The sequence below is a fragment of the Agrobacterium sp. CNPSo 2736 genome (assembly GCF_004005385.1).
Lineage (GTDB): Bacteria > Pseudomonadota > Alphaproteobacteria > Rhizobiales > Rhizobiaceae > Agrobacterium > Agrobacterium leguminum.
In genome coordinates, this window is record NZ_RZTX01000008.1 from 123,809 (window position 1) to 150,613 (window position 26,805).

The 26,805-nt window shown below is 60.7% G+C and carries 24 protein-coding genes; 6 read left to right on the forward strand and 18 right to left on the reverse strand.

Features of this window, described 5'->3' with window-relative positions:
- Positions 1-2 precede the first annotated feature (2 nt).
- Positions 3-2,090, reverse strand: a complete 2,088-nt coding sequence (locus EM858_RS15295) for an ABC transporter substrate-binding protein (RefSeq protein ID WP_127757139.1) — start codon at positions 2,088-2,090, stop codon at positions 3-5.
- A 107-nt stretch (positions 2,091-2,197) separates the two neighbouring features.
- Positions 2,198-3,664 carry an alpha-glucosidase/alpha-galactosidase gene (locus tag EM858_RS15300; RefSeq protein ID WP_127757140.1) on the reverse strand — a complete coding sequence of 489 codons (1,467 nt, stop codon included), beginning with the start codon at positions 3,662-3,664 and terminating at the stop codon, positions 2,198-2,200.
- A gap of 198 nt (positions 3,665-3,862) precedes the next feature.
- On the opposite strand from EM858_RS15300, the gene EM858_RS15305 reads away from it, so the two are divergent.
- Positions 3,863-4,750 carry an AraC family transcriptional regulator gene (locus tag EM858_RS15305; RefSeq protein WP_080818957.1) on the forward strand — a complete coding sequence of 296 codons (888 nt, stop codon included), beginning with the start codon at positions 3,863-3,865 and terminating at the stop codon, positions 4,748-4,750.
- A 77-nt stretch (positions 4,751-4,827) separates the two neighbouring features.
- Entirely contained in the window at positions 4,828-5,289 is a 462-nt protein-coding gene (locus EM858_RS15310; protein ID WP_127757141.1) for a hypothetical protein, read from the forward strand.
- Positions 5,290-5,371: 82 nt separating this feature from the next.
- On the opposite strand, the gene betC is transcribed toward EM858_RS15310, so the two are convergent.
- Together betC and choX are read right to left on the reverse strand one after the other, a co-directional pair.
- Entirely contained in the window at positions 5,372-6,886 is a 1,515-nt protein-coding gene (gene betC, locus EM858_RS15315) for a choline-sulfatase (protein ID WP_127757142.1), read from the reverse strand.
- 14 nt (positions 6,887-6,900) lie between these two features.
- A complete protein-coding gene (gene choX / locus EM858_RS15320; protein ID WP_127757143.1) occupies positions 6,901-7,854 on the reverse strand; it encodes a choline ABC transporter substrate-binding protein in 954 nt (317 codons plus the stop codon).
- Between the two features lie 94 nt (positions 7,855-7,948).
- Here choX and EM858_RS15325 point away from each other — a divergent pair, with 94 nt between their 5' ends.
- Positions 7,949-8,845, forward strand: coding sequence for a LysR family transcriptional regulator (locus tag EM858_RS15325; RefSeq protein ID WP_127757144.1), 897 nt, complete (start codon positions 7,949-7,951; stop codon positions 8,843-8,845).
- 30 nt (positions 8,846-8,875) lie between these two features.
- Here the strand turns inward: EM858_RS15325 and EM858_RS15330 are convergent, their stop codons facing one another.
- The 6 genes from EM858_RS15330 to EM858_RS15355 form a co-directional block, all read right to left on the reverse strand.
- Entirely contained in the window at positions 8,876-10,327 is a 1,452-nt protein-coding gene (locus EM858_RS15330) for an aldehyde dehydrogenase (protein ID WP_127757145.1), read from the reverse strand.
- 16 nt (positions 10,328-10,343) lie between these two features.
- The gene (locus EM858_RS15335; protein ID WP_127757146.1) at positions 10,344-11,066 is read right to left on the reverse strand and encodes an ABC transporter ATP-binding protein; all 723 of its coding nucleotides are present in this window, start codon (positions 11,064-11,066) and stop codon (positions 10,344-10,346) included.
- On the reverse strand, positions 11,059-11,787 hold the full coding sequence (locus EM858_RS15340) for an ABC transporter ATP-binding protein (protein ID WP_127757147.1): 729 nt from the start codon (positions 11,785-11,787) through the stop codon (positions 11,059-11,061). Before EM858_RS15340 ends, EM858_RS15335 begins: the two co-directional genes overlap by 8 nt.
- Complete coding sequence (locus EM858_RS15345) at positions 11,784-12,692, reverse strand: branched-chain amino acid ABC transporter permease (RefSeq protein WP_127757148.1); 909 nt, start codon at positions 12,690-12,692, stop codon at positions 11,784-11,786. The genes EM858_RS15340 and EM858_RS15345 overlap by 4 nt, the downstream gene beginning before the upstream one ends.
- The gene (locus EM858_RS15350) at positions 12,689-13,561 is read right to left on the reverse strand and encodes a branched-chain amino acid ABC transporter permease (RefSeq protein WP_127757149.1); all 873 of its coding nucleotides are present in this window, start codon (positions 13,559-13,561) and stop codon (positions 12,689-12,691) included. Before EM858_RS15350 ends, EM858_RS15345 begins: the two co-directional genes overlap by 4 nt.
- Positions 13,562-13,631: 70 nt before the next feature.
- On the reverse strand, positions 13,632-14,846 hold the full coding sequence (locus EM858_RS15355) for an amino acid ABC transporter substrate-binding protein (protein WP_127757150.1): 1,215 nt from the start codon (positions 14,844-14,846) through the stop codon (positions 13,632-13,634).
- Positions 14,847-14,980: 134 nt separating this feature from the next.
- On the opposite strand from EM858_RS15355, the gene EM858_RS15360 reads away from it, so the two are divergent.
- Positions 14,981-15,853, forward strand: coding sequence for a helix-turn-helix transcriptional regulator (locus EM858_RS15360; RefSeq protein WP_127757151.1), 873 nt, complete (start codon positions 14,981-14,983; stop codon positions 15,851-15,853).
- A gap of 19 nt (positions 15,854-15,872) precedes the next feature.
- On the opposite strand, the gene EM858_RS15365 is transcribed toward EM858_RS15360, so the two are convergent.
- From EM858_RS15365 to EM858_RS15390, 6 genes are all read right to left on the reverse strand, one after another.
- A complete protein-coding gene (locus EM858_RS15365; RefSeq protein WP_020009806.1) occupies positions 15,873-16,172 on the reverse strand; it encodes a HigA family addiction module antitoxin in 300 nt (99 codons plus the stop codon).
- A 55-nt stretch (positions 16,173-16,227) separates the two neighbouring features.
- Positions 16,228-16,509, reverse strand: coding sequence for a type II toxin-antitoxin system RelE/ParE family toxin (locus tag EM858_RS15370; RefSeq protein WP_127757152.1), 282 nt, complete (start codon positions 16,507-16,509; stop codon positions 16,228-16,230).
- Between the two features lie 75 nt (positions 16,510-16,584).
- Positions 16,585-17,394: an ABC transporter ATP-binding protein gene (locus tag EM858_RS15375; RefSeq protein ID WP_127757153.1), complete on the reverse strand. Its 810-nt coding sequence runs from the start codon at positions 17,392-17,394 to the stop codon at positions 16,585-16,587.
- Positions 17,391-18,425, reverse strand: a complete 1,035-nt coding sequence (locus tag EM858_RS15380; RefSeq protein ID WP_127757154.1) for an iron chelate uptake ABC transporter family permease subunit — start codon at positions 18,423-18,425, stop codon at positions 17,391-17,393. Before EM858_RS15380 ends, EM858_RS15375 begins: the two co-directional genes overlap by 4 nt.
- Positions 18,426-18,427: 2 nt before the next feature.
- Complete coding sequence (locus EM858_RS15385) at positions 18,428-19,471, reverse strand: iron ABC transporter permease (protein WP_127757155.1); 1,044 nt, start codon at positions 19,469-19,471, stop codon at positions 18,428-18,430.
- The gene (locus EM858_RS15390; protein ID WP_127757156.1) at positions 19,468-20,478 is read right to left on the reverse strand and encodes an iron-siderophore ABC transporter substrate-binding protein; all 1,011 of its coding nucleotides are present in this window, start codon (positions 20,476-20,478) and stop codon (positions 19,468-19,470) included. Before EM858_RS15390 ends, EM858_RS15385 begins: the two co-directional genes overlap by 4 nt.
- Positions 20,479-20,699: 221 nt before the next feature.
- Between EM858_RS15390 and EM858_RS15395 the strand changes: the two genes are divergently transcribed.
- On the forward strand, positions 20,700-22,820 hold the full coding sequence (locus EM858_RS15395; RefSeq protein WP_127757157.1) for a TonB-dependent siderophore receptor: 2,121 nt from the start codon (positions 20,700-20,702) through the stop codon (positions 22,818-22,820).
- A gap of 204 nt (positions 22,821-23,024) precedes the next feature.
- Here EM858_RS15395 and EM858_RS15400 read toward each other — a convergent pair whose 3' ends face one another.
- Positions 23,025-23,918 (reverse strand): AraC family transcriptional regulator, encoded by an 894-nt coding sequence (locus tag EM858_RS15400; protein ID WP_003521761.1) that lies wholly within the window; start codon positions 23,916-23,918, stop codon positions 23,025-23,027.
- Positions 23,919-24,135: 217 nt separating this feature from the next.
- On the opposite strand from EM858_RS15400, the gene EM858_RS27155 reads away from it, so the two are divergent.
- Positions 24,136-24,312, forward strand: a complete 177-nt coding sequence (locus tag EM858_RS27155; protein WP_164865447.1) for a hypothetical protein — start codon at positions 24,136-24,138, stop codon at positions 24,310-24,312.
- A gap of 156 nt (positions 24,313-24,468) precedes the next feature.
- Here the strand turns inward: EM858_RS27155 and katG are convergent, their stop codons facing one another.
- Complete coding sequence (katG, locus tag EM858_RS15405) at positions 24,469-26,640, reverse strand: catalase/peroxidase HPI (RefSeq protein ID WP_127757158.1); 2,172 nt, start codon at positions 26,638-26,640, stop codon at positions 24,469-24,471.
- Between the last annotated feature and the right edge of the window lie 165 nt (positions 26,641-26,805).

The following is a 26,805-nucleotide window of genomic DNA, read 5'->3' on the forward strand; positions in this document are numbered from 1 at the left end:
CTTTAGTTGATCGGCCCGCCCTCACCCGGCTTGCCGGGAAGCTGCTGCGGGAAGAGTTCGTATTTGCCCTGCTTATCCGCCGCGACCCAAAGGCGTTCGCGAATGATGGAATCCTCGGCCCAGTTGAACATGAAGATCGGCGTGCCCTGCGGCACATTCGAGAACCGCTTGTTGACGATCAGCGCACCGGGATATTCGGTGAGACCGATCGTATAGAGGTTCTGCGTATAGACCTTCTGATATTGCTTCATCAGCTCGGCCCGCTCGGCATTGTCCTGCGAGGAGATGAACTTGCGCACGAGATCGGCCATCTCCTTCTCGAACGGCATCAGATCGAGTTCCTTGCCTTCGGGCGAGCGGTGGTTCCAGCTTGTGCGCGGGCCGACAGGGGCAAGCTGCTCGGTATTCTGCACCACGGATGAAAGCTCGGTGGAGTTGCGCCGTACCAGCCAGTCGAACTGCCCGCCATAATGGGCGGCATCACGCTGGTTGGAATCGAGGCTGTTGATGACGACGCGCAGGCCGAGTTTCGCCATCTGGCCAACAAGACCTTCCGCGAGGCTCTTGTCCGTCGCGTAACCGTTATTGACGAGAAGGGTAATTTCGACATTGCGGCCACCCAGCGTTTCCTTCGGGAAATTCAGGAAACCATCGCCATCCGTATCCTTCAGGCCAATCGAGGCGAGTGCGGCCTTGGCGGCATCGAGGTTGAAGGGGTAATAGACCGTGGAGGCGCGGTCATAGAAGCTGGTGCCAGACGAAATGCCGCCCGGATAGATCGCCGTGAACGGTCCCTTCACCAGCGAGTCGCCGACTGCCTTACGGTCGATGGCCGATGTGACGGCCTGACGGAACACCTCGTTGCGGTTCAGCTCGCGGATCGCCTGTCCGCGCTCGTCCGGATTGCCCCAGCCATTGGCGGAGAAATTCATCTGGAGATTATAGCCGATGAGGCGCGGCCCGAAGGCGAGACGAGCCGGCGCATTGGGGTCGGCGGCGCGTTTCAGCGAGGCGACGAAATTTTCCGGCTGTTCGAGGTTGGAGAAATCGCCCGATCCCGCCACGGCCTGCACATCACGGTCGGCCCAGGTGGAAAGCTTGTAATGGACCTCGTTGAGATAAGGAAGCTGCTGGCCCTTCTCGTCGACCTTCCAGTAATAGGGATTGCGCCTGAGCACGATGATGTCATCGGGACGATAAGCGACCGGCACCCATGCCCCCATGACCGGCATGTTCATATATTCCGGCGGGAAAGCGTTCTTGAACTGGTTGTAGGTGTTCTTGGAATATTTCGGATGTTGCGGTTTCAGGATATGCGACGGCCCGGGGCAGAAGCTCGGATAGGCCATGGTATAGAGATATTGCTTGGGAAACGCCGCCTTGAAGGTCCATTCGACAGTGTAATCATCGATCTTCGTGAGCGTCGTTCCCTCACCGAAAGCCTCGGGCGATGCGCCGCCGCCAAGCGGTGAAACATTGGGGTCGACGACGGCATCTTCCCAATAGAACATCACGTCATCGGCATTGAAGGGCTCGCCATCAGACCATTTGGCGCCCTTGACGAGATGCATCGTCAGCTTGTGGCCATCCTCGGACCATTCCCAGCTTTTGGCCAGATTGGGCAGCGGTTCGGTATCCTTGGCATCCACCTGGAAGAGCGGTGCCGTGCGCGTCAGGCATTCGGAAAGGGCGATATCGATGCCGCCCCAGCCCTGGCTCTGGCCGGCAATATAGTTCCAGCCCTCGGGCCTGCCGCCCACCACATGGCGCATCGTATCGCCGTAAACGCCCATACCGTCGGGCATATTGCCGGTCTTGTAGACCAGCGGTTCTTCCGGCAGGCGCTCTTTCAAGGGCGGCAGCTTGCCGGTCTTTTCGAATTTCTCGCTGACCCAGTCAGGCTCGCTGTAGCTCGGCAGCGCCTTGAATTCGAGGATCGAGTCGCGCGCCACATAATTGATCTTGCCTTCGGCCGGAAATTGCGGCGGCTCGGGCGGCGTGGCGGTCTCGAAGGCATTCGCATTGAGTGCGATCATCGAAACACCGAGACCCAGTGCCGAGATGATACCGATCCTGCGTTGAAGTAACATCGTCATTCCTCCCAAATGGCAGCTCTTCGACCGCCCACCCTCTGTGATCGTTCTGGCCGTGGCGGCGAACTCCCTTCCGCCGCCCGGCCTGTTCCCATGCCTTTCCTTCAAACAGCCTTTTTCAGCGCCGATTTTTCGGCCCGCAATTCTTCGATGGAGCGCACGTTGCGGCGCGCAGCCCCCGCCCAGTCGCGGGTCTTGACGCTGGATTTGGCAAGCCGCTCCTTCGCTGCCGGCACGGCATGGGCATATTGCGGCAGCCAGCGCGCCTGCGCGACGACCATCTCGTCCACCATCTGCCAGACCTCCTCCGGTGTGGCGACGGCGCCGACCAGCGGATCGTGCAGCACGGCCAGCTTCAAAAGATCGATATCGCCGCTCACCGCCGAATGCACGGACATGCGCTGTACGTTGATGGAGGCCATGCAGGTGGCCGCACAGGCTTCCGGCAGGGTCACGCCCGAGACCATGTTGATGCCGAAACGGTCGACAAAACCGGGGGATTCGATGATGGCATCGGCTGGCAGATTGGTGATGACACCATTGTTCTTGACGTTGAAATGGCCGCGATAGACACGCCCCGTCTCCAGCGCTTCAAGAATATGGCTTGCATGTTCGTTGGAGCGCTTTGCCGGATCGATCGGCTTGGCGGCGGATGCCAGGAATTGCGGAAATTCCGTCTCGAACCAGTTCCGCGTTTCGGTGGAGTGGCGGAGATAACCGCCGGTTTCACCGTGGATCCAGTCGGACATGTCGATCCAGCGGGCAATCTCTTCCGGCCGCTTGCGATACCACGGCAGATATTCGGACAGATGGCCGTTGCTTTCGGTCGAATAGACGCCGAACCGCTTCAGCACGTCGATGCGCAGCTTCTCCTGCTGCGAGAAGACCGGATGCGCCTCGAAGGCGGCGACCAGCTCGTCCTTGCCGATCTTGCGACCGTTGAGCCTCAGATCGATGAACCACGTCTGGTGGTTGATGCCGGAGCAGATGTAATCCAGCTCGGACACGCTTTTCGCACCGAGAATTTCCGCAATCTGCTCCGCGCCGTGCTGAACGCCGTGGCAGAGACCGACCGTATCCACCTTGCCATATTCGATGGCCGCCCAGGTATTCATGGCCATGGGGTTGGCATAGTTCAGGAATTTTGCACCCGATGCGGCGACCTCGCGGATATCCTTGCAGAAATCCAGAATGACCGGAATGTTGCGCTGACCGTAGAGAATGCCGCCGGCGCAGATCGTATCGCCCACGCACTGGTCGATGCCGTATTTCAGCGGAATGCGGATATCATCGGCATAGGCTTCCAGACCACCGACCCGCACGCAGCTGATGATATATTTCGCACCCTCCAGCGCCCGCCGCCGGTCGGTATCGGCCGTCACCTTCACGGGGAAACCATTGGCCTCGACGATCTTTTCGAGGATCGCCCTGATCATATCCAGATTGTGCTGGCTGATATCCGTCAGCGCGACTTCAATATCGCGAAACTCCGGCACACACAGGAGATCGGTGAACAGTTTTTTCGTGAAACCGACGCTGCCTGCGCCAATAATAGCGATTTTGAAACTCATAACGCCACCTCTGTTGCAAATCGAACGGGTGAAACGGGCCGAAGGATCTTAAAATGGCACTGCAGAAAAATACCCGTAAGAATCCCGGAAAACCGGCCTTCCTCTCCAATTTTTCAGCAGCAATATCCTGCTGGCTGTCTCCTCGGATCGGGATTATGCGTATAATATCGGTGAGGACCAGAGAAGGATTATGCTTTCATGGGTAATTTTGTGCTGCGGGATTTGATCGATCAGGGACCCGGCATGCGAACAGTCTCGCTGCCGCGCGGCCGCCAGACGCTGCACACCATGCCGACCAGCAGCGGTTATGAAATCCGCAGCGGCGGCAATTACGACTGGGACGGGCGCAAACGCGGCCAGACGCCTTTTACCGTGCTGCAATATTGCATCGCCGGCCAGGGCAATCTGCGTTACGAGAACCGCCATTATGTGGTGAGACCGGGCGAAACCCTGCTGCTGCTCATTCCCCACAATCACCGCTACTGGCTGGAAGAAGGCAAAGAATGGGAGTTCTTCTGGATTTCCATGAACGGCGAGGAAGCCCTGCGCATTCACCGCAATATCCTCTCCGTCACCGGCCCGATCCTCAAACTCCAACCCGAAACCGTGGATCATCTTGCCGAATGCTGCTCGCGCCTCGTCAATGGCGCGGAAACGCCAGGCGCGGCTTCCGCCGTCGCTTATGAAGCGGCGATGACGCTTTATGACGATGTCTTCGGTTCTCATCCTTCTTTCGGCGGCGAATATCGTACCATGCAACAGGTGCTGAGCTACATCGACAGCCATCTCGGCGAACGGCTTTCGGTCAGCGACCTTGCGGCGGTGGCAGGCCTCAGCCGCGCGCATTTTTCCCGTATCTTCGCGGCAAGCGAGGGCCTGTCGCCGGCGGAATTCGTGCTGCAGCGACGCCTGCGCCGGGCGGCCAAGCTTCTCACCTCGGCGGCCAACCTTCCCATCAAGGAGGTGTCGGTGCTGTGCGGTTTCGAGGATCCGAACTATTTCTCCAAGGTTTTTCGCAGGCTCTACGGCACCAATCCGAGCGAATTCCGCACCACCGGCATGTATGCGAGCGTGCGGCAGGGCTGAACGACAAAACGACTTCGTTTTGATATGTTTCAGGCGATTAAGGATGGGCGTTACGCCCTTTTTGGAGACCCGCCGAGGTGAAGAGCAAAATCCGGACGTTCCTCGTCTTTCCGCTTCGGGCGATCATCGTTTTCGCCCTGATCCTCGACGGCATTTTCCGCCCGCTCTACCGGCCCGTCATCAGGGCCATATCCGGGCTGACATTCATCAAGCGACTGGAAAGCCGGATCGCGCGATTGCCGCGTCTTGCCATTCTCCTTTGCCTTGCGGTGCCCTTCGCCATCGCCGAACCGATGAAGATCATCGGTCTCGTCCTCATTGCCCATGGCGCCGTCAAGGTGGGGCTGGTTCTGACGGTCTTCGCCCATCTCGCGACATTCCTGATCGTCGAGCGCATTTATCACGCCGGCCGGGAAAAGCTCCTCACCTATCCCTGGCTTGCATGGATCATGCGCTATGTGCGTTTCGCGCGGTCGTTTTACGATCGCTTCAAACTTGCGGCGCTGAACTGGGTCAGGCTCCGGCTTCTCGCGCAATAGAGGCACAGCGCCCCGTCACCGTTTGCGGCGCAGTTCCGCAAGGCAGAGGATGCCCGTACCAGCCTGATCCGCCCTACCCGCTTCACTCCCCGCGCGGATACCGCTGGTTTTCCTCCAGCACGTTGAGGTCCATGTGGTTGCGCATATAGCGCTCGGAGGCTTTCTGCAAAGGTTGGTAATCCCACGGGTAATAAGCGCCGTTGCGCAGCGCCTTGTAGACCACCCAGCGACGCGCCTGGCTTTCCCGCACCGCCGCGTCGAAAACCGGGAGCTGCCAGCGGCTGTCGATTTCAGCGGAAAGCGATGAGAGGACGGTGCTGAAAGCAGGGTCGCCGGCAAGGTTCGTGCGCTCCTCAGGGTCCGCGTCGATATCATAAAGCAAGGGCGGATCGGCCTCGCAGACCGATAGTTTGTAGCGGCCGTCGCGAAGCGCGACGAGCGGTGCTATCGAGCCTTCGGCGGCATATTCCATCGGCACCGGGCCGCGCTCGCCAGTTCCCGCTGCCAGCGCCGCCAGATCCTCGCCGTCCGTCCAGCGTTTGAGCGAGGTGATATCGAGCCCCGCCAGACCGCAGAGCGTCGGCGTGACATCGAGTGTGGAGACTGGCGTGTCGATCAAAGCCGGCTGCCAGCCGGGTGCGGCCACCATCAGCGGCACGCGGGCGGAACCTTCGAAGAAACACATCTTGAACCACAGCCCGCGCTCGCCCAGCATATCGCCATGGTCGGAGAGGAAGAGAATGATCGTGTCCTCCTCCATCCGCGTCGCCTTCAGCACCTGAAGGATTTCGCCGACCTTTTCGTCTATATAGGAGATATTGGCGAAATATCCGCGCCGTGCCCGGCGTATCTGCTCCGGTGAAATATCGAAAGCTTCGTGATCGCAGGCTTCCAGCAACCGTTTCGAATGCGGATCCTGCTCGTCGAAGGCAATCGCCGATGTCTGCGGATCAAGCTCGGGGCAGTCTTCGTAGAGGTCCCAGAATTTGCGCCGCGCCACATAGGGGTCGTGCGGATGGGTGAAGCTGACTGTCAGGCACCACGGCCGATCATCGAGGCGGCGCGACAGGTCGTAGAGCTTGCGGCTGGCGTGGTAGGCCACCTCGTCGTCATATTCCATCTGGTTGGTGATTTCGGCGACGCCTGCGCCGGTGACCGAACCGAGATTGTGATACCACCAGTCTATCCGCTCCCCCGGCTTGGTATAGTCGGGTGTCCAGCCGAAATCCGCCGGATAGATATCCGTCGTCAGACGCTCCTCGAAGCCATGCAGCTGGTCCGGGCCGACGAAATGCATCTTTCCTGAAAGGCCGGTGTAATAACCCGTCGCCCGCAGGTGGTGCGCATAGGTCGGAATATCGGAAGCGAATTCGGCGGCATTGTCGTAAACCCGCGTGCGGCTCGGCAATTGCCCGGACATGAAGGAGGCGCGGGCCGGCGCGCAGAGCGGGCTTGCCGTATAGGTGTTGGCGAAGCGGACGGACCGCTTCGCCAGTGTTTTGAGATGGGGTGCGTGAAGAAAATCGGCCGGGCCGTCGGGAAAAAACGTCCCGTTGAACTGGTCGGCCATCAGGATCAGGATATTGGGACGCGGCATTTCCACTTTCCGGTTTAGAGACCAAGCTTGCCTTTGACGGTGTCCGCACCCGGCTTGCCATCCAGCGTGGTAACGCCCTGCAGCCAGCCATCCAGCGCCTGCGGATTGGCCTTCAGCCAGGCCGCTGCCGCCGCCTTCGAATCCTCGCCACCAAGAATGGAGCCCATCAGGGTATTTTCCATGCCAATATCGAATTTCAGGTTCTTGAACAGCGTCGCCGCATTCGGGCATTGCTGCGGCCAGCCGGTGCGGGCGAGCGTATAAACTTCCGCGCCGCCGAAATTTGGGCCGAAATAGGCGTCGCCGCCGGAGAGATAAGCAATATCGATCTTCTCATTCATGGGATGCGGCGCCCAGGCGAGGAAGACCACCGCCTTCTTGTCCCTGCCCGCCCGTTCCACCTGCGCCAGCATCGCCTGTTCGCCGGATTCGACGAGCTGCCAGCCCTTCAGGCCGAAATCATCGGCGTCGATGATCTTCTGAATATTCTGGTTGGCCGGTGCGCCGGGCTCGATTCCATAAATCTTGCTTTCGAATTCATCGGCATGTTTGGCGAGATCGGCGAAATCCTTGACGCCCTTTTCCGCCATATAGGCCGGCACTGCCAACGTGAACTTTGCACCCTCGAGGTTCTTCGTCATCACCTCGGCCGCCTTGGCGGCATTCAGATCGTCCACGAAGGATTTCTGCGCCGGCATCCAGTTGCCAAGGAAAACGTCGATTTCGCCGTTCTTCATCGCCTGATAACCGATCGGCACTGACAGCGTCTTGACGTCAGCCTCATAACCCAAGGCATCCAGCAGCACGGAGGCAACGCCATTGGTGGCGGTGATGTCGGTCCAGCCCGGATCGCTGAGACGGATGGTCTTGCAGGCCGCGTCATCGGCCGCCTGAAGCGGGGTGGAGAAGGCCGCCACGGACAGAAAAAGACCGGCGGCGATACGATGCAGATGAGAAATGGTTTTCATTGCGGCTCCCCTTTTATCAATCCAGTTTATTGAACAACACGTTGCTTTTGCCTGTGAAGCGGTTATTTTTCGATAGTTGATATAAGGAATTTTAATGTCAGATCGGCCACTTGACCTGGGATGGATGCGCATTTTCACCGAGGTTGCCCGCCGCGGCAGCCTGACGGCGGCGGCGGCATCCCTGCGTCTGACCCAGCCGGCCGTCAGCTATCAGATCCGCAGGCTGGAGGAGGAACTGGGTGTAACCCTCATCCGCCGTAAACATCGCGGTATCGAACTGACGACGGAGGGCCAGCGGCTGTTCGAGATCGTCTCGCGCAATGTCGACGCCATCGACCTTCTGGCGCAGCAGCTTCGCCGGACGGAGGAGCGCCAGACCATCCGCCTGCACACGGACTATGCCTTCTCGTCCCTGTGGCTCATCCCGCGCATGCATGGTTTTCGCGCGCTCAACCCGGACATCAACATCCAGATCGTCGCCACGCAGGATCCGCTCGGCCAGGGCAAACACGACAGTGATGTGATGGTGATTTTCGGCACGCGGCAGGAGGCGGGCGAAGGAGCGGTATTGCTGCTTTCGGAAAAGGTCACACCGGTCTGCTCGCCGGCGCTCCTCGCGGAAACGCCGGCACCGGCGGGTGTCGTTGATTTTTCACGCCATAAACTCATCCACCTCGAAAACACCTCGCAGGCGCATTGGTTCGACTGGGCTGCCTATTTCAAGCATTTCGGCGTGCATCGCGGTGCCGAGTATGATGGCGGCGATATCAGCTTCAACAATTACACCATGGTGGTGCAGGCAACCATCGGCGAACAGGGTTTCGCGCTCGGCTGGGCCGGACTGGTCGATCCGTTGCTGGAGGCCGGCGTGCTGGTGACGGCCGGCCCGAGCCTCGATGCGCCGGGACGTGGCTACTGGCTGATGCGACCGAAAAGCAGCGACAGCGCGGTAAGAAAACTCACCGGCTGGCTGATCGACGAGCGACGATGACGCCGCCCGCCAGCCTGTACCGTTTGCGATTCAGATGGGATAATGCAGTGGCCCGTCCTGCAGCGTGACCCAGCGCAGCTCGGTGAATTCCGCAATGCCTGCCGTGCCGCCAAAACGGCCGTATCCGGAGGCCTTGACGCCGCCGAAAGGCATCTGCGCCTCATCGTGAACGGTCGGGCCGTTGATGTGGCATATGCCGCTTTCGATGCGGGCGGCAATGGCAAGCGCCCTTGCCTGATCCCTGCCGAAAATCGCCGCGGAAAGACCGAACTCGGTTTCGTTGGCGATGCTCACGGCCTCATCGATGCTGCCGGCCCTGATGATGGAAACGACGGGACCGAAGCTTTCCTCTGCATAAAGCCGCATGGCGGGCGTGACGCCATCGACGGCGATCGCATCCACCATCGTGCCATTGCCGCCGCCGCCCGCGACCAGCCGCGCACCCTTGGAGACTGCATCATCTACCAGCGCCCGGATGCGCGATGTCGCTTCGGCGCTGACCAGCGAGCCGAGCGGTGTTTTGCCTTCACGCGGATCGCCGGCCGTGAGGCTCGAAGCTTTTTTGGCAAAGGCCTCGACAAATCTATCGGCAACGCTGTCGAGCACGATGATGCGCTCCGTCGACATGCAGATCTGGCCCTGATTCATATAGGCGCCGAAGGCAGCAGCCGCGACAGCCGCATCGATATCGGCATCATCAAGCACGATGAACGGCGCCTTGCCGCCCAGCTCCAGCAAAGCGGGTTTCAAGTAACGGCCGGCGGTTTCGGCAATCACCCGGCCGACGCGGGTCGAGCCGGTGAAATTCACGCGTCTGACGGCGGGATGCGCGATCAGCGTATCGACGATCTTTGCCGCATCTTCCGGCGCATTGGATACGGCGTTGAGCACGCCCCTGGGCAGACCGGCGGAAGCGACCGCCTCGATGATCAGTGCATGGGTGCGCGGGCAGAGTTCCGAAGTCTTCATGACAACCGTATTGCCGCAGGCAAGTGGCGTGGCGATGGAGCGCACGCCGAGAATAACAGGTGCATTCCACGGCGCCATGGACAGCACGACGCCGGCCGGCTGACGCAATGCCATCGCCATGGTTCCCGGACGGTTGGAGGGGATGATCTCGCCCTTGATCTGGGTCGTCAGGCTTGCCGCCTCGACCAGCATATCGCTCGCCAGTTTGACGTTGAACCCGGCCCAGGCATCGGTCGCGCCAATTTCTTCCTTCATCGCCTGGGTAATGTCAGGCCCGGCGGCGAGAAGCGCCTGCGCGGCAGCCAGGAGCAGGCGGCGGCGTTCACCGGGCGGCGTTGCCGACCAAACCGGGAAAGCGGCCGCCGCGGCATCGGCTGCCCGGGTGGCGTCCTCCACCGTTGCCGCCGCAGCACTCGTCGCCACATCGCCGGTGATGGGGTTGCTGCGTTCGAAACGCTTGCCGCTTGTGGCCGGGCAATGGTCGCCGCCGATGAAAAGATTGACTGTCTGCATAGTATTCCTCCTGAATTCAGACAATGGCGGCGGTGGTACCGCCAAGAAACGCCCGTTGCACGGCTGGATCGGCGGACAGGGCCTCAGCCGTGCCTGCCCCGACGATCCGCCCTGCTTCCAGCAAATATCCGCGATCGGCAAGTGAGAGGCTTTCGCGCACGTTCTGCTCCACGAGCAGAATGGAAAGGCCGCTCTTCTTGATCTCCGCCAAAGCGGCAAAAAGCTCCTGCGTAACGATGGGCGCAAGGCCGAGGCTCGGCTCGTCCAGCAATAGATAATCCGGTGCCGACATCAGCGCGCGGCCGATGGCGACCATCTGCTGTTCGCCGCCGGACATGGTGCCGGCAAGCTGCTGCCGCCGCTCCGCAAGGCGTGGAAACAGCGAGAAAATATGCTCTCGTGTCGCTTTCTCCACTGAACGGGCATGGCGGGGATTGGCCCCGAGACGGAGATTGTCTTCCACCGTCAGCGCCGCGAAAATTCCGCGTCCCTCCGGCACCAGCGCCACGCCCCGCTCTACAATCTGATGAGCGGGGACAGCGGCAAGCGACGCGCCATTGACGCGCACTTCGCCGGAGACCGGAGCCACCATGCCGCCGACCGCTTTCAGCAGCGACGACTTGCCAGCGCCATTGGCGCCGAGCAGAACCACCGTTTCGCCCTTGGCGACATTGAGCGATATGCCGTCAACCGCGAGATGTTTGCCATAGCGGATTGTCAGTGCATCTATTTCAAGCATGTGCCGCTCCCAGATAGGCGGAAATGACCTGCGGATCGTCAAGCACCGTTGCCATCGTCCCATCGGCGATCTTGCGGCCGGCGGCCATGACCACGGAGCGCGGGCAAAGCGCGCGCACAGCAGCCATGATATGTTCCACCAGCAGGATCGTCGTACCCTCGGACGCCAGCCGCCGGATCAGCGCTATTCCTTCCTGCAGCTCCGTGGGGTTGAGACCTGCAAGCCATTCATCGAGAAGCAGAAGCTTCGGTTCGCCCGCCAGCGCACGCGCCAGTTCAAGGCGTTTCTGGTCGATATAGGTGAGGTCGCCGGCCGGCATGGTTTCCCGCCCGGCAAGACCTATTCTTTCGAGGCAGGCGCGCGCGACCTTCTCCGCCTCGGGGCGTGAAAGCCGCTGCGGGCCGAACATGGCCGATACGGCAACGTTTTCGAGCAGGGAAAGCGACGGCAAAAGCCGCACAAGCTGGAAGGTGCGCGCCACGCCGGCGCGTGCAATCACATCCGGCCGCCTGCCCGCAATCTCCTGCCCTTTCAGTCGGATAGACCCTTCAGTGGGCTTCAGCGCCCCGGAGATAAGGTTCATCAGCGTCGTCTTGCCGGAACCGTTCGGGCCGAGCAGCCCGACGACCTCGCCAGCCTCGATGGTAAGGCCAAGGCCATCCACCGCCTTCAGCCCGCCGAAGGTCTTGCGGATATCGGTGATTTCGAGAACGGCGCTCATGCGGCGTTCTCCTTTTTGCGCAGCTTCTCCAGCGCCGCCAGCACGCCATCCGGCAGCACGAAGACGATGAGGATGAAGAGAGCGCCGAGGATGATGGAAAAATGGTTGGGGAAGTTGGCGCCCAGCCACTCGAACAGCAGGAACAGGGGCACCGCACCGAGAATGGGTCCCCAGCGGTGTGTGGCTCCACCAAGCAACGCCATGATGACGGTGAGGAACGATACCTGCGGATTAAAGACGATGGCCGGCTCGATATAGACCCAGCGCGGGGCTTGAATGGCACCGACCAGCGTGATGATCGTGGCCGAAAGCACGAAGAGCGTCAGCTTGGTGCGGGCCAGATTAATGCCCGCGTGGGCGGCCACGACCTCGTCGTCACCGATTGCCTTCAATGCCAGTCCGAGCTTGCTGCGGTCGATGAGGATTGCCAGCAGGAGGGTGATCACAGCCAGCGCCAGCAATTGCCAGAGCACATGCTGCGGCTCCAGCGGCAGGAAGATGTAACGCCCGAGCGTGCCGGTCACATTCACCTCATACCAGGTGATGACCTGGCGGATAAGCTCGGCAAGGCCAAAGGAAAAGATCACGAAATAAATGCCCGCGACGCGCAGTGTGGAAAGCCCGACGACAAGCGCCAGCGCCGCGCCGACAAGGGCCGCGCACAGAAGCACCAGCGGCCATGGCAGAACCTCGCTCAGCACCGCAACCGTATAGGCCCCGACACCGAAGAAGGCGACGGTGGCGAGCGAAATATAACGGGTCGGACCGGAAAACATCGCCCAGGCGGAGGCGAGCGTCGCATAACCGAGAAGGCCGATGATGACGCCGACGCCATAGGCATCGAAGAAGAAAGGGGAAAGCGCCAGCAGCGCGGCTGCGGCAAGGCCGATGAGAAGCGGGATCATTTGCCCCTCCTTGCGAAGATGCCTTCCGGACGCCAGAGCAGCACCACGAGGAAAAGCAGATAGGTGGCGGCAAGCGTGAGGCCGGGATCGACATAAACGAGCACGAAGGTTTCCACGAGACCGAGCAGCAGGCCGGCCACCAGCGCGCCAAGCAGATTGCCGACACCGCCCATGATGACGACGACAAGCGCCTTCATGGTGAAGACCACGCCATAGGAGGCGGAAAAGGTCTGATACATCGAAATCATCACCCCGCCTGCCACGGCGAGTGCGCCACCAAGCGCAAAGCCGATTGAGGCCACGCGGTTCACATCGATGCCGACCAGCGGCGCAGATTTGGGCGCAAGCGCCACCGCCCGCAGGTTGAGGCCCCAGCGGCTGTGGGTGAGCGCCAGATAAAGCCCGCCACCGATCGCGACCGACAGGCCAAAGGACAGGAGCCGGTTCAGCGCCACTGTGGTGCCGAAGATGTCGACGCCATCGGAGAGATAGGAATAGGAATGGTAGTTGCCGCCGAACGCCACGAGCATGATGCCCTGGATAACGAAGAGCAGCCCGAAGGTCGCCAGAATGGAATCGACTTCCAGACGGCCGGAGCCGCCCGAACGGCGCACCAGCGGCCGCATCATGACCCGGTAGATGACGAAAGACAGGGCGTAACCGAGCGGCACGATGATGAAGAGCGACCAGAGCGGCGACAGGCCATAGCTGGAAAACAGCACGAAGGCGATGAAGGCAGCCGCAATCAGCACTTCGCCATAAGCAAGGTTCATGATGCGGGCAATGCCATATTGCAGCGAAAGTCCAAGCGCGATCAGCGCATAGGTCCCTCCCAGCATCAAGCCGAAGATGAGGGTGGATAAAAACAAGGAAGTGTCTCCAGTCTGGAACATGGCGGAAGCCTGCCGGCCGGGGTTCACGGCCCCGGCCGGCAAAGGCTCACCATTGCGGCTTCGGAATGACCGGCTTTGCCACGCCTGAACGGTCCGCCGGTGCAATCGCCACAAAGCGGTCACCCTGCCATTGCCCCGCCCACCAGAGCTGCCGAAGCTGGTTGTCCTCAAGCTTGACCGGGCCGATGACGGTGTCGAAGCTTCCCGTCGAAAGTTCATTTGCCACCGCCGCCTGGTCGAGGCCGACGCGTTGAACGGACTGGGCCAGCATTTCGAGGCTCGCATAGGTGATGGCGCTTGCCCAGCTGTCCGGCTTGGCGCCGATAAAGGCCTCGTGGCGCTTGAAATAATCCTCGATCCTGTCGCTGCTGCCATCAACACCGCCAATGCTGATGACACCTTCCTGCTTGCCATCGGAGACCTTCGGGAAGATCGGGAACGCACCGCCGACGCCGACATAAAGAACCTTCGGGTTAAACCGGGCCGTCTGCGCCTGTTTCGTCACCGCAAAACTGTCGGGTGGATAGGAAAACGCGATAAAGCTGTCCGCACCGCTCGCCGCCGCCTCGTTCACCAGCGCTGCGAAATCCGAAGTGCCGACCGGATAGGTCTTGTCATAGGCGAGTGTGAAACCCGCTTCCTTCAGCGCCGGTCGCGCAGCCTTGATGAGATCGATGCCGAAACCGTCAGCCACGGAAATCACCGCGACCTTGTCGTTGATCTGGCCGGCCTCGCGCGCGGCTTTCAAAACGTCGGCCAGCGCATTGGCATAATCATGGCCGCCGCCCAGCATCCAGAAGCTCTTTTTCCAGCGCGCCGCGAAATCGGGCGCCTTGTCGGTCACACCGGTCACGGCCAGCTGTGGATAACCGAAACGGTCGTAAAGCGGCGCGACGGCAAGATTGAAGCCCGTGCCCCAGGGCGGCAAAATGAAATCGACCTTGTCCTGGCTGGCCAGACGCTCGGTGAATCGCACCGCATCCTCGGCCGAGGAACGGTCGTCATATTCCACCACTTCCACCGGCAGGCGCTTGCCATCCGGCAAAGTGAGGCCGCCGGCATCGTTGACCTCCTTCACCCATAATTTGTAGTTTGGAATGGTGGTGATGCCAGCACCTGTGGCATTGGCGCCGCTTTTTGAAACGGCATAACCGATCTTCACCGAGGTACGGTCCTGCGCATTGGCAAAACCGAAAGATACCGCCGACAGGGCAGCACCGGAGAGCAGGCAGAACAGCGTTCTGCGCTTCAGATTATTCATGATGTTCCTCCCAAAGCGCCTTATCGGGGTTGCCGTTCTCCTCAAGGCTTTCCCCTGCGCTGATCAAAGTTTAGCAATGACAGCCGCATATAAAATGCACTAATGTAGCGCATTATTGTACTTTTGGAGGTTGAATGCCGCTGCACAGCCAGATTGCCGGCAATCGCGTGGAGATCGCGGCACGCAACCTCGCCTCGACGCTGCGCATATCCGAATTCCGATTGGAATCGGATAGCGCCCATCTGCTTCTCCTTTCCGCCGGGGAAGCGGAGATAATACAGGGCGAAAAAACGCTGCCTGTCCCGGCACCGGGGCTCGTCTGGCTGCCCATCGGCCCCGCCGGACGCCTGCGGCAGACCGCCGGAAGCCGTGGATCGCTGCTGAGGACGAGCGAAATCGGGCTTGCCCATGCGATGCCCACAGGCACGAGCGCAAGCGCCGTGCGCAATATATTGCAACGTGTTCTGACGCAGGTGCCGGCAGAAAGGGACCGGCAGGAACTTGCGGGTTATCTCGAGACCATCGCCAGCGAAAATGTCCGCGCGACAACCGGTTCGGACACGATCATCGCCAGCCTGCTCTGCGTCACCCTCATCCGCATCTGCCAGCACGCCATCGCCGATATTGCCGCCGCCATCTCCACCCCCGGCAGCCTTACCGAACGGTTCATCCTGCTGGTGAGCCAGCACAAACGCGATCAATGGGGTGTGGAAGACTACGCAAGGCAACTCGGCGTCAACCGCGAACGTCTTGGATTTGCGGTGAGCAAGGCGACAGGGCTTTCGCCACAGGCCTATATTCACCGGGAACTGCTGTCCGAAGCGCGTGACCTTCTTCTGAACTCATCGCTGCAAGTTGCTGAAATCGCGTTCCGATTGGGATTTCAGGACCCCGGTTATTTCAATCGCTTCTTCACCCGCAACGAGGGCACGTCTCCCGGCCGTTTCAGGAGAACGGCAACGCGAATGCAGAACGTGCCGCCGCCGTCTTATGCGGCCTGGCCGTGACCTGACGGGCGGCTGAGAATTAGGCCGCTTCCAGTTCTTTGATATTGGCAAGGTCCGCTTCCAGCCTCACAGCCGCCGCCTTAATGTCAAAGGCGTTCTGCAAGTTCAGCCAATATTCCGGTGTGGTCTTGAAAAACTTTGCAAGGCGCAAGGCGGTGTCGGCGGTGATACCAAGTTTCTCTCCCGCAATCCGTTCTATGCGGGTGCGCGGAATATTGAGGTGCCTTGCAAGAGCGTAAGCCGACATCCCCAGCGGCTCAAGATAGAGTTCCCGCAGGATTTCGCCCGGATGGATCGGAGGCGATTTACTGATTGTCATGCTCGCTGGCCCTCCTTGGCCGATTTTTCATGAGCCTCTCCACGAGAATTCCAGACTAGTGATAGTCGGTTATTTCCACGCTTTCCGGCCCCGCGTCTGTCCAGACGAAACAGATGCGCCACTGCTTGTTGATCCGGATCGAATATTGGCCCTCACGGTCGCCGGACAGCTTTTCCAAACGGTTACCGGGCGGTGACCGGAGGTCTTCAACCGTGGTCGCCGCATCCAGGATCGTGAGCAGCTGCTGGGCGCGGCGTACGAGATCGGCGGGAAAGCCCTTCTTCACAGATCCGTCGTCAATCGATGCGGTCAGCTTGTTTTTGAAAGAACGGATCATTGCTGGCCTCGTGATGTTGGTATCATAAACAGATACGCACAGAAGTCAACAGAACCGTATCTTAAAGAGATACACCTATTGCCACCCCGCCACCGTCCGATGCCGCCCGATCGGCAGCATCATCGGCTTGCCAGAGGTCGGATCCTTGATGACCCGGCTTTCGATGCCGAAGACGTGACGGACATTCTCCTCCGTTAATACTTCCTCCGGCGTGCCGAAGACATGCAGCGTCCCCTCCCTCATGGCAACGAGATGATCGGCATAACGGGCTGCGAGATTGAGGTCGTGCAGCACCATGACGATGGTGGTCTCGCGGGCGTGGTTAAGGTCGGTCAAAAGATCCAGCACTTCGACCTGATGGCTGATATCGAGGAAGGTGGTCGGTTCATCCAGCAGCAATATGTCTGTCTGCTGGGCGAGCGCCATGGCGATCCAGACGCGTTGCCGCTGGCCGCCGGAAAGCTCGTCCACCGGCCGCTCGGCCAGTTCCACCGTATCGGTTGCGACAAGGGCTGCGGCGACGGCCTCGTCGTCCTGTCGCGACCAGCGGGCGAACAGGCCGTGATGCGGGTGCCGGCCACGGCTGACGAGATCGGCAACCACGATACCCTCCGGCGCTATCGGCGATTGCGGCAAAAGGCCCATGCGCCGTGCGAGGTCGCGTGAGGGTAGACGATGGATCGATTTCCCATCGAGCAGAACCTGACCGGCGCGCGGCGTGATGAGTCGCGACATGCTGCGCAGCAGGGTGGACTTGCCGCAGGCATTGGCGCCGACGATGACGGTGATCTTTCCGCGGGGAACGATGAGATCCAGCCCTTCGATGATGAGGTTTTCGCCGTAGCCGGCGGACAGGCCGCTTACGGAAAGGGAGTGGCCGGTCATAACGAGCCTCCGCTGCGGTTGACCCGCACGATAAGGTAAATCAGATAGGGCGCACCGAGCGCGCCGGTAACGACGCCGACCGGATAACGGCCCGGCAACAGGAACTGGCCGCAATAATCGCCAACCAGCACCAGCGCCGCCCCAACCAGCGCCGCAGGAAGGAGCAGCGAGCCGTTGCTGCCGACGATGCGCGCCGCAATCGGCCCGGAGAGGAAAGCGACAAACGCGATGGGACCCGAGACCGCCGTTGCAAAGGCTATCATGCCAACGGCAGCGATGATGACGATGATGCGGGTTCGCCCCACCCGCACACCAAGCGCTGCAGCGGCATCGTCTCCCAGTCTCAACGCTTCCAGATCACGCGCACGGCTGAGGAGCAGGCCGCCGAAAAGGATGAGCGCAATGAGGAGCGGCAGCAGCTGGGCGATTTTCGCGCCGTTGACGCTGCCGGTCAGCCAGCGCATCGCCTCTTGCAGCGTCCATGCCGGCGCGACGGAGAGGATATAGGCGATAAAGCTTTCCAGCATCGCTGAAACGCCGATGCCGACAAGGATCAGCCGCGTTCCGGCCACGCCGTTGCGGAAGGACAGGAGATAGACGAGAAGCGCAACGCCAAGACCGGCCGCGACGGCGAAGACCGAGACCAGCGGCCCGTTCATCTGCAGGACGACGATGGCAAAAACGGCTGCCGCACTCGCCCCGGAACTGATCCCGATAATGTCAGGGCTGGCGAGCGGGTTGCGCAGCATGATCTGGAAGGCGACGCCGCCAAGCCCGAAGCTCAGGCCTGCCAGAATCGACAGCAGCGCGCGCGGCAGGCGCAACTGCCCGACGGTGAAGGTGACGCCGGCAATGTCCTGCCCCAGCAGAACGCGAACGACATCGCCGGGCGGCGTGAAGGATTGCCCGAGCATCAGCGTCGTTGCGAAAGCGGCAATCAGAAGCGCCGACAGGGCAGCGATGACAAGGCGACGCCGGCGCTGGCGGGCATGACGATTGAAGACGAGATTTTCGATGACGGGAGCGTACATGGTCACAATTCACGCACCCTCTGGCGTCTGACAATCCAGATGAAGAAAGGCGCGCCGACAAGGGCGGTGACAATGCCGACATCGAGTTCCGACGGCCGCGCCACGATGCGCCCGACAATATCGGCGGCAAGCAGCAGGCACGCCCCGCCAAGCGCAGAAAATGGCAGCAGCCAGCGATTGTCCACACCGACGAGCAGACGGCAGAGATGCGGCACCACCAGCCCGACAAAACCGATCGGCCCGCAAATGGCGGTAGCCGCACCGCAGAGCAGAATGGCGCCGAAGGAGGCCACGGCTCTGGCCACGGCAACATTCTCGCCGAGCCCGGCGGCGAGTTCATCTCCGAGCGCCAGAGAATTCAGCTTGCGCGCCGAAAACAGGCTGATGATGAAACCGGCGGCCAGAAAGGGCAGCACGGTCTCGATGCGCTCGAAAGTCGCCCCGCCGACGCCGCCGATCTGCCAGGAGCGGATGCCGCCGGCAATATCGCTGCGCGGCAGAACGACGGCGATGACGAGCGAGGAAAAGGCGACGGAGGTGGCGGCACCCGCAAGTGCGAGTTTCAGCGGTGTCGCCCCGCCTCGCCCAAGCGAGCCGACAACATAAACGAAAACCGCAGACGCCCCCGCCCCGGCAATTGCCGCGACGATGAAGGCCTGAGCCGAGGCGATGCCGAACCAGACGATGCCGATGACGACGGCAAGCGACGCCCCCATGTTCACACCGAGAATGCCGGGATCGGCAAGCGGATTGCGGGTGACACCCTGCATGATGGCCCCGGCCAGCCCCAGTGCCGCCCCGGAAAGCAGGGCAAGCAGCGTGCGCGGCAAACGCACGGCAACCGCCGCCTCTGCAACCGTCTCGACACGGCCGCTGAGCCCACCAACAATATCCGCAAAAGAGACGTCACGCGTGCCGATGGCGACGGACAGCGCACAGAGCAGCGCGAGAAGCGCCAGCACTGCGCCGAGCCAAGCCGTTCGCACGCGGTTGGAGCGGCCGGCGAGCAGCACGGCCGTCGCTTTGCCGGGTCCAGACATTGTCACTGCGATTTCCCGGAGGATTTGTCGGCAGCCTTTGCCAGAAGATCGGCATAGTCCTTCAACACCCACGAAATCGACAGCGGCGTGGGATTGGAGGCGGTGCCGAGCGGGTCGCGGCCCAGCATGACGATGGCATCGTTGGCAACGGCCGGCATGCGGGCGAGAAGCGGATCGGCGCGCATGGCGTTCAGCAGCGGCTCACTGCCATAGGTCACGACGATATCGACATCGTCGAAGGCATCCACACGCTCGGCGCTGACGCCGGCGGCGAATTGCCCCGGCTTCGTGGCTTCCACGACGCTTTTCGGCGAGGCAAGTCCAAGATCGGCGAAGAACTTCACCCTGGTGTCATTGGCCGTATAGAAATTGACGACGCTGAGATTGGTGGCGTCGAGATGGGTGACGAACATGGCTGACTTGCCCCTCAACTGCGGGTGGCCGGCAACGACCTGCGCGATTTCACCCTCGATGCGTTTGATGAGCGCCTCACCTTCCGCGACCATGCCAAGCCCGGCGCTGTTCAGCCGGATCATTTCGCGCCAGTCCGTAGCCCAGGGAGAAACGGGATAGGCAACGACAGGGGCGATCTGGCTCAGCGTATCGTAGTCGGACTGGCTGAGGCCTGAATAGGCGGCAAGGATGACATCCGGCTGCGTCGCCGCCACGGCCTCGAAATCGATGCCGTCACCCTCGTCGAACAGCACCGGCTTTGCCGCGTTGAGTTCGGCAAGCCGCTTCGCCACCCATGGCAGCAGGCCATCGCCGTCATCATCGCCGAAATTGGCCGCCGCAAAACCGACAGGCACGATGCCGAGCGCCAGCGGCACCTCATGGTTGGCCCAGGCGACAGTCGCGACCCGCTGCGGTTTCTTCGCGATCGTGGTCGTGCCGAAAGCATGTTTGATGACGATGGGATAGCTGGTCGTCTCCTCCGCCGAGGCCATATTCGGCGCGATCATCGACAGGAAAAGCACAAATACCGGCATGAGGCAGCGGAACGGGCGAAGCATTGGCGAGCTCTCAAAAGTTCAAAAGTGGACTTGAACTCTCAGCTTCAATTGCCTCCGTCAAGCCCAGGCAAGAAATGCCGTCGCAACAGCGGTGAAATTTCCGGGGTTTTGTACAAAACCGCAAAAAGTTACAATACCGGACAAACTTTCTCAAGTTATTGGGCGCTTCGAGAGTGGGCCGTGGAAGCGGCGATCGGGGCATCAACTTCTGGAACATACCAATGAATATCGAAACCGAAGGCAGACACCGCAAAACCGCGCGACGTCGTTATCAGGAAGCGGCGCTGCTTGCCTGCACGGCGCTTGTCGCCACCCTGCCCGGCGCCTTGCTGGCGCAGGAGGCTGCCAACACGAACAGCAGCACGGTTCTGGAACGGATCACCATCGAAAGCGGTGACAATGACCAGAAGTCCATCGTCGCCACCCGCACGACGAGCGGCAGCAAGATGGCGACCGATATTCTCGACACACCTGCCTCCGTTTCCGTCATCACCGCCAAGGAAATGCAGCAGCGCGGCGTGCAGAGCGTGGAAGAAGCCCTGCAATATACCGCCGGTGTGACCACGGATTTTTACGGCTCCGACGACCGGTTCGACTATTTCAAGATTCGCGGTTTCGACGCCTATACCTATCGCGACGGGTTGACGCTCGGCCGTCCCTTCGGCGCGCTGCGCGAAGAAACCTATGCCTATGAGCGCGTGGAAGTGCTGAAGGGCGGCAATTCCACCACCTTCGGCGTCTCAGATCCCGGCGGCTCGGTGAATTATTCCACAAAGGTGCCGAAACGCACCCGTTTCGGTGAAGCCTATGTCACCGGCGGCTCCTATGGCCGCGCCGAAACCGGCTTCGACTTTGGCGACAACATCACCAGCAACGACACGCTGTCCTATCGCCTGACCGGCAAGCTCAGAAATGCCGATGCGGAATATGACTATTCCCGCGATGACGAGAAATTCTTCATGGGCGGCCTGACATGGCGTCCCACGGATGTCACCAGCCTTACCGTGGTTTACGACCACCTCAACAAGGATGGCGTTCCGGGCGGCGGCGGCCATCCGGTCGGCTCGCATTTCGACCGGAGCCGTTTCTTCGGCGAACCGGACTACAATTATCGCGGCACAAACCGCAATTCGCTGAGCGTGATGTTCGACCACGATTTCGGCTCCGGCCTGACGCTGAGTTCCAACGCCCGCTACAGCAAGGCGAATACGGACTTCGGTTACGCCTATATCTCGTCCACGCCGACCAACGGTTCGACAATCGCCGACCGGTCCTATTTCGGCAACGACACCGAAACCGAAAACTTCCTGATCGACACGCGCCTGCAATACGATACGCGGTTTGAAAATGTCGAAAGCCGCAGCCTCGTCGGCGTCTTTTACAATGACTACACCTCCGGCAGCAAAAGCTACTTCGGCGCAGCGCCGAGCATCAACTGGATGAACCCGGTCTATACCGGCGCACCCGCTTCAGTGCCGCTCTATGCCGACTCCCTGACGGACCAGAAGACCAAGGCGATCTATCTCCAGCAGGATTTCACCTTCTTCGACCGGCTGATCGTCAGCGCCGGCCTGCGCAACGACTGGATCGACACAGAGCAGACCAACCGCCTGCGCGGCACCTCGGCCAGCGGCGACATCAGCGAACTGACCAAGCGTATCGGCGTGTCCTACAAGGTCACCAATGAGATCGCGCCCTATATCAGCTATGCCGAATCGGTGGTGCCGGCATCCGGCCTGACGGTGGAGCCCGAACGCGGCGAGCAGATCGAACTCGGCGTGAAATACCGGCCTGACGCTTTCCCGGCCCTGTTCACCGCCTCGATCTACGATCTGAAGAAGAACAACATCACCGTCACCAGCCCGATCACCAGCCTGCCCACGACCATCGGCGAGGTGCGCGTGCGCGGTCTCGATCTCGAAGCCAAGGCGGAAGTGACCGACAATCTCAGCCTGACGGCGGCCTATTCCTATCTCGACGCGGAAATCACTGAAAACGGCACCGGCGGCAATGTCGGCAACCGGCCGCAATTCGTGCCCGAGCATCAGGCTTCGCTGTGGGTCAACTACACGCTTGCGGGCAACGACCATTTCGGCGACATGACCTTCGGTCTCGGCGGCCGTTATACCGGCGCTTATTATTTCGACAACGCCAACAAGGTCGAAACCGGAAGCAGTGTGACCGTGGATGCGGCATTCAGCTACAAGATTCAGGAAACCGCCTCGCTGGACGTCAATGTTTCCAACATCTTCAACGAAAAACACGTCTCTTATGGCGGTTTCGGCGCTGACTTTTACAATCCCGGCCGGGCGTTTTCCGTGACCTTGCGAAAGACATGGTGATGGGATATATTAGCAATATTTTTCAATATATTGTACTGTTTTCCTAACACACAACGTCATCCTCGGGCTTGTCCCGAGGATCTAACCACGTCTCATCTCGTCTGAAGTTGGCAGATCCTCGGGACGAGCCCGAGGATGACGTGGAGAGAGGCTCGAGGAATGCGCCAAACCGCTGAACATGGGCGGCGCAGGGTCGACCCGCTATCAAAGCAGCCTGTGCAGCCGTCGCCAGGCGGCCGGCGTGTTGCCCACGGACTGGCGGAAAGCCTTGGTCAGATGGGCCTGATCGGAGAAGCCGAGCTGGGCGGCGATATCGGCCACCGTCAGATCGCCTTCCAGCAGAAGTTTCTGGGCAGCATTGATGCGCCGCTCCAATTGCCATTGCAGCGGCGTCTTGCCGGTGGTCTGGCGAAATACGGTGGCGAACCAGCTTTCCGAAAGCCCGACAATATCGGCCATCTCGGCAACCGTCATACGGTCGTCGCCACGCTTTTCGACCTGGGCAAGAAGCTTGTTCAACTGCGCCTGCGTCAGCCTGCCATTGGCCTGCTCCGGCGAAGGGCCGGGAATATCCAGCAGGCCGGCAACGATGCTGCCCACGAGGCTTTCCGCATAGACCGCATGTTTCGAGGGTTCAGCCAGCTCATCGACAAGCAGGCCGGCAAGGGTTTCCACCGAACCGATATCCTGTATCTCGACCGGACGGCGCAGCGCCGTCATCGCCGCCGAACTGCCGACTGAGGGCGACAGGAAACGCAACAGGCGATCCTTGTGAATATGCAGGTTGAGATGCGAGAACCGATGGGTGGCGCTGCTGCTCGTCCACATCGGTACGCCAGCCGGCACATAAACCGCCCGTGTCATCGGCCGCGAATGGTTGGTGAATTCGCCATTGCGGTTGGACATGCTGATGCGCGAAGAGACATCGTTGAAAAAGATCATGATGCGCGGATCGGCGGCCAGATAATAACCCTTGGCTCCCATCTGGCTTTCCGCTTCCCAGAAAGCACTGACCAGCCCGTCGAACTGGCGCCATTTCACCGGCGCAGTGACGCTGATCCCTTCCGTGTGCCAGGTCATGGAATGCCAGAAACTCACTGCGGGTACCGTCCGGTTGTCGGGTCTGGGTCGGGTGAAATCAAAAGACGGGCGCACCGCGCCAGTCATCGCGTTTCGCCCCAATAACATGACTTATCAATTCATGTTAATAGCAAAGATCGTTATAAAATGAAACATTCGCTGCGGCGACCGCGCTGGAACCTCTGCTCATGACGGCCGTTGAACTCCTGACAGAAGTGCAACAACGGAGATTACCATGGACAGCAAGAAGGAACCGGGCGACTTCGCAGACAAGAAGCGCGAGGAGCACGGCCGTGGCGTGATTGTGGCTGGGCCGGACGCGCATGAAAACGAGAAGGACGGCAAAGCCCCGTCGCCAGACGCCGGAAAAACCCCGGTCGGCAAACCGGTTCCGTCCTCGGACCGGCGATAGGGAAACCGTCCTGCGCAAACAAGATAATGAGGGCCTATAAGGCGTCCAGCAATCTTTCGCCGTCACGGCAACCGTTGCGCCTTGGCGGTCGATAGAACGCAAAACACCTCCCCGATTTCTCGGGGAGGTGTTTATTCTTAAACAGCCGGATTTTTCTTACAGAAGGTCGAAACGGTCGGCGTTCATGACTTTCGCCCAGGCGGCAACGAAATCCCGCACGAATTTCTCCCTGCTGTCATCCTGCGCATAAACTTCCGCATACGCACGCAGAATGGAGTTCGATCCGACGACGAGGTCCACACGGGTCGCGGTATACTTCGTCACACCCGTTCTGCGGTCGCGAACCTCATAGAGATTGTTACCGGTCGGAACCCAGGAATAGGCCATGTCGGTCAGCGTGGTGAAGAAGTCCGTCGTCAGAGCGCCGGGCTTGTCAGTGAACACGCCATGCGCCGCACCGGCGTAGTTGGTACCGATGACGCGCAGGCCGCCGATGAGCACCGTCAGTTCCGGCGCGGTCAGGCCAAGAAGCTGGGCGCGGTCCAGCAGCAGCTCTTCCGGGCTGACGACATAGTCCTTCTTGATCCAGTTACGGAAACCATCCGCCAGCGGCTCCAATGGCGCGAAGCTGTCGGCATCCGTCTGTTCGGCGGAAGCGTCGCCACGGCCGGGCGCGAAAGGCACGGCGATATCGAAACCAGCCGCTTTCGCCGCCTGTTCCACACCGTAATTGCCGGCAAGGACGATCACATCCGCGATGCTCGCGCCGCTTTCACCGGCGATCTGTTCCAGAACAGACAGCACACGGGAAAGACGGGCAGGCTCATTGCCTTCCCAGTCCTTCTGCGGTGCAAGGCGGATACGTGCGCCATTGGCGCCGCCGCGCTTGTCCGAGCCGCGGAAGGTACGGGCGCTGTCCCAGGCGGTCGAAACCAGATCGGCAATCGGCAGGCCGGAAGCAGCGATCTTCGCCTTGACGGCAGCGACATTGTAGCTCGTGGAGCCTGCCGGAACCGGGTCTTGCCAGATCAGGTCTTCAGCCGGAACATCCGGGCCGAAGTAACGGGACTTCGGTCCCATGTCACGGTGGGTCAGCTTGAACCAGGCGCGGGCGAAGACGTCAGAGAAGTGGTCCTGATCGTCCTTGAACTTCAGCGAAATCTCGCGGTAGATCGGGTCGACCTTCAGGGCCATGTCGGCATCGGTCATCATCGGGATGGTGCGGATCGAGGCGTCCTCGACATCGACAGGCTTGTCTTCTTCAGCAATGGTGATCGGCGCCCATTGCGATGCACCGGCGGGGCTGTGCGTCAAAGTCCACTCATGCTTGAACAGCATGTCGAAGAAGCCGTTGTCCCACTTCGTCGGCTCGCTGGTCCACGCGCCTTCGATGCCCGATACCACGGTGTCACGGCCAATGCCGCGGCCCTTGGTATTGATCCAGCCAAGACCCTGATATTCCGGGCCTGCGGCTTCCGGATCGGGGCTGAGGTTGGCGGCGCTGCCATTGCCATGCGACTTGCCGATGGTGTGGCCGCCGGCGGTCAGCGCCACGGTCTCCTCGTCGTCCATGCCCATGCGGGCAAAGGTCTCGCGCATCTGCGCCGCTGTCGCCAGCGGATCGGACTTGCCGTTCACGCCTTCCGGGTTGACGTAGATGAGGCCCATCTGCACGGCGGCAAGCGGGTTTTCCAGCGTCTCTGGCTTGCTCACGTCGCCGTAACGGCCGTCGCTTGGCGCCAGCCACTCTTTCTCGTCACCCCAATAGGTGTCCTTTTCCGGCGCCCAGATATCTTCGCGGCCGAAAGCGAAACCGAAGGTCTTCAGACCGGCGACGTCATAGGCAATGGTGCCGGCGAGCGCGATAAGGTCGGCCCAGGAAATCTTGTTGCCGTATTTCTTCTTGATCGGCCACAGCAGGCGGCGGCCCTTGTCGGTGTTCACGTTGTCCGGCCAGGAGTTGAGCGGAGCAAAACGCTGGTTGCCGGTGTTGGCGCCGCCGCGGCCGTCAGTCACACGGTAAGAACCCGCCGCATGCCAGGTAACGCGGGCCATCATGCCCACATAACTGCCCCAGTCGGCCGGCCACCAGTCCTGGCTGTCGGTCATAAGCGCACGCAGATCGGCCTTCAACGCTTCGACATCGAGCGTCTTCAGGGCTTCGCGATAGTTGAAGGAGGTGCCGAGCGGATTGGTCTTGGTGTCGTGCTGATGCAGAATGTCGAGGTTCAGCGCATTCGGCCACCATTCGGTCACCGATTTACCCGAGGCCGTGTTGCCTCCATGCATGACAGGACACTTGCCAGCCGGTTTTGAAGTTGCGTCCATTTCGCCCTCCGATGGGTTTAACAATTAAACGAAATAATCAATTCGACATGTGCAGCGTGGGAGCCAGAGCCAGCGGCAGGTCATGGGAAAACCGTGCAGCGACGCTGGTAACCTCTCACAGCTACAGCTTCTTTCTGTCATGAAGATGACTAACAGCCGAGTTCC

What these genes read in the sequence shown, in the direction of transcription:
- EM858_RS15295 (WP_127757139.1), bottom strand. Translation starts at nt 2,090, where the DNA reads ATGTTACTTCAACGCAGGATCGGTATCATCTCGGCACTGGGTCTCGGT.
- EM858_RS15300 (WP_127757140.1), bottom strand. Translation starts at nt 3,664, where the DNA reads ATGAGTTTCAAAATCGCTATTATTGGCGCAGGCAGCGTCGGTTTCACG.
- EM858_RS15305 (WP_080818957.1), top strand. Translation starts at nt 3,863, where the DNA reads ATGGGTAATTTTGTGCTGCGGGATTTGATCGATCAGGGACCCGGCATG.
- betC (WP_127757142.1), bottom strand. Translation starts at nt 6,886, where the DNA reads ATGCCGCGTCCCAATATCCTGATCCTGATGGCCGACCAGTTCAACGGG.
- choX (WP_127757143.1), bottom strand. Translation starts at nt 7,854, where the DNA reads ATGAAAACCATTTCTCATCTGCATCGTATCGCCGCCGGTCTTTTTCTG.
- EM858_RS15325 (WP_127757144.1), top strand. Translation starts at nt 7,949, where the DNA reads ATGTCAGATCGGCCACTTGACCTGGGATGGATGCGCATTTTCACCGAG.
- EM858_RS15330 (WP_127757145.1), bottom strand. Translation starts at nt 10,327, where the DNA reads ATGCAGACAGTCAATCTTTTCATCGGCGGCGACCATTGCCCGGCCACA.
- EM858_RS15335 (WP_127757146.1), bottom strand. Translation starts at nt 11,066, where the DNA reads ATGCTTGAAATAGATGCACTGACAATCCGCTATGGCAAACATCTCGCG.
- EM858_RS15340 (WP_127757147.1), bottom strand. Translation starts at nt 11,787, where the DNA reads ATGAGCGCCGTTCTCGAAATCACCGATATCCGCAAGACCTTCGGCGGG.
- EM858_RS15345 (WP_127757148.1), bottom strand. Translation starts at nt 12,692, where the DNA reads ATGATCCCGCTTCTCATCGGCCTTGCCGCAGCCGCGCTGCTGGCGCTT.
- EM858_RS15355 (WP_127757150.1), bottom strand. Translation starts at nt 14,846, where the DNA reads ATGAATAATCTGAAGCGCAGAACGCTGTTCTGCCTGCTCTCCGGTGCT.
- EM858_RS15360 (WP_127757151.1), top strand. Translation starts at nt 14,981, where the DNA reads ATGCCGCTGCACAGCCAGATTGCCGGCAATCGCGTGGAGATCGCGGCA.
- EM858_RS15365 (WP_020009806.1), bottom strand. Translation starts at nt 16,172, where the DNA reads ATGACAATCAGTAAATCGCCTCCGATCCATCCGGGCGAAATCCTGCGG.
- EM858_RS15370 (WP_127757152.1), bottom strand. Translation starts at nt 16,509, where the DNA reads ATGATCCGTTCTTTCAAAAACAAGCTGACCGCATCGATTGACGACGGA.
- EM858_RS15375 (WP_127757153.1), bottom strand. Translation starts at nt 17,394, where the DNA reads ATGACCGGCCACTCCCTTTCCGTAAGCGGCCTGTCCGCCGGCTACGGC.
- EM858_RS15380 (WP_127757154.1), bottom strand. Translation starts at nt 18,425, where the DNA reads ATGTACGCTCCCGTCATCGAAAATCTCGTCTTCAATCGTCATGCCCGC.
- EM858_RS15390 (WP_127757156.1), bottom strand. Translation starts at nt 20,478, where the DNA reads ATGCTTCGCCCGTTCCGCTGCCTCATGCCGGTATTTGTGCTTTTCCTG.
- EM858_RS15395 (WP_127757157.1), top strand. Translation starts at nt 20,700, where the DNA reads ATGAATATCGAAACCGAAGGCAGACACCGCAAAACCGCGCGACGTCGT.
- EM858_RS27155 (WP_164865447.1), top strand. Translation starts at nt 24,136, where the DNA reads ATGGACAGCAAGAAGGAACCGGGCGACTTCGCAGACAAGAAGCGCGAG.
- katG (WP_127757158.1), bottom strand. Translation starts at nt 26,640, where the DNA reads ATGGACGCAACTTCAAAACCGGCTGGCAAGTGTCCTGTCATGCATGGA.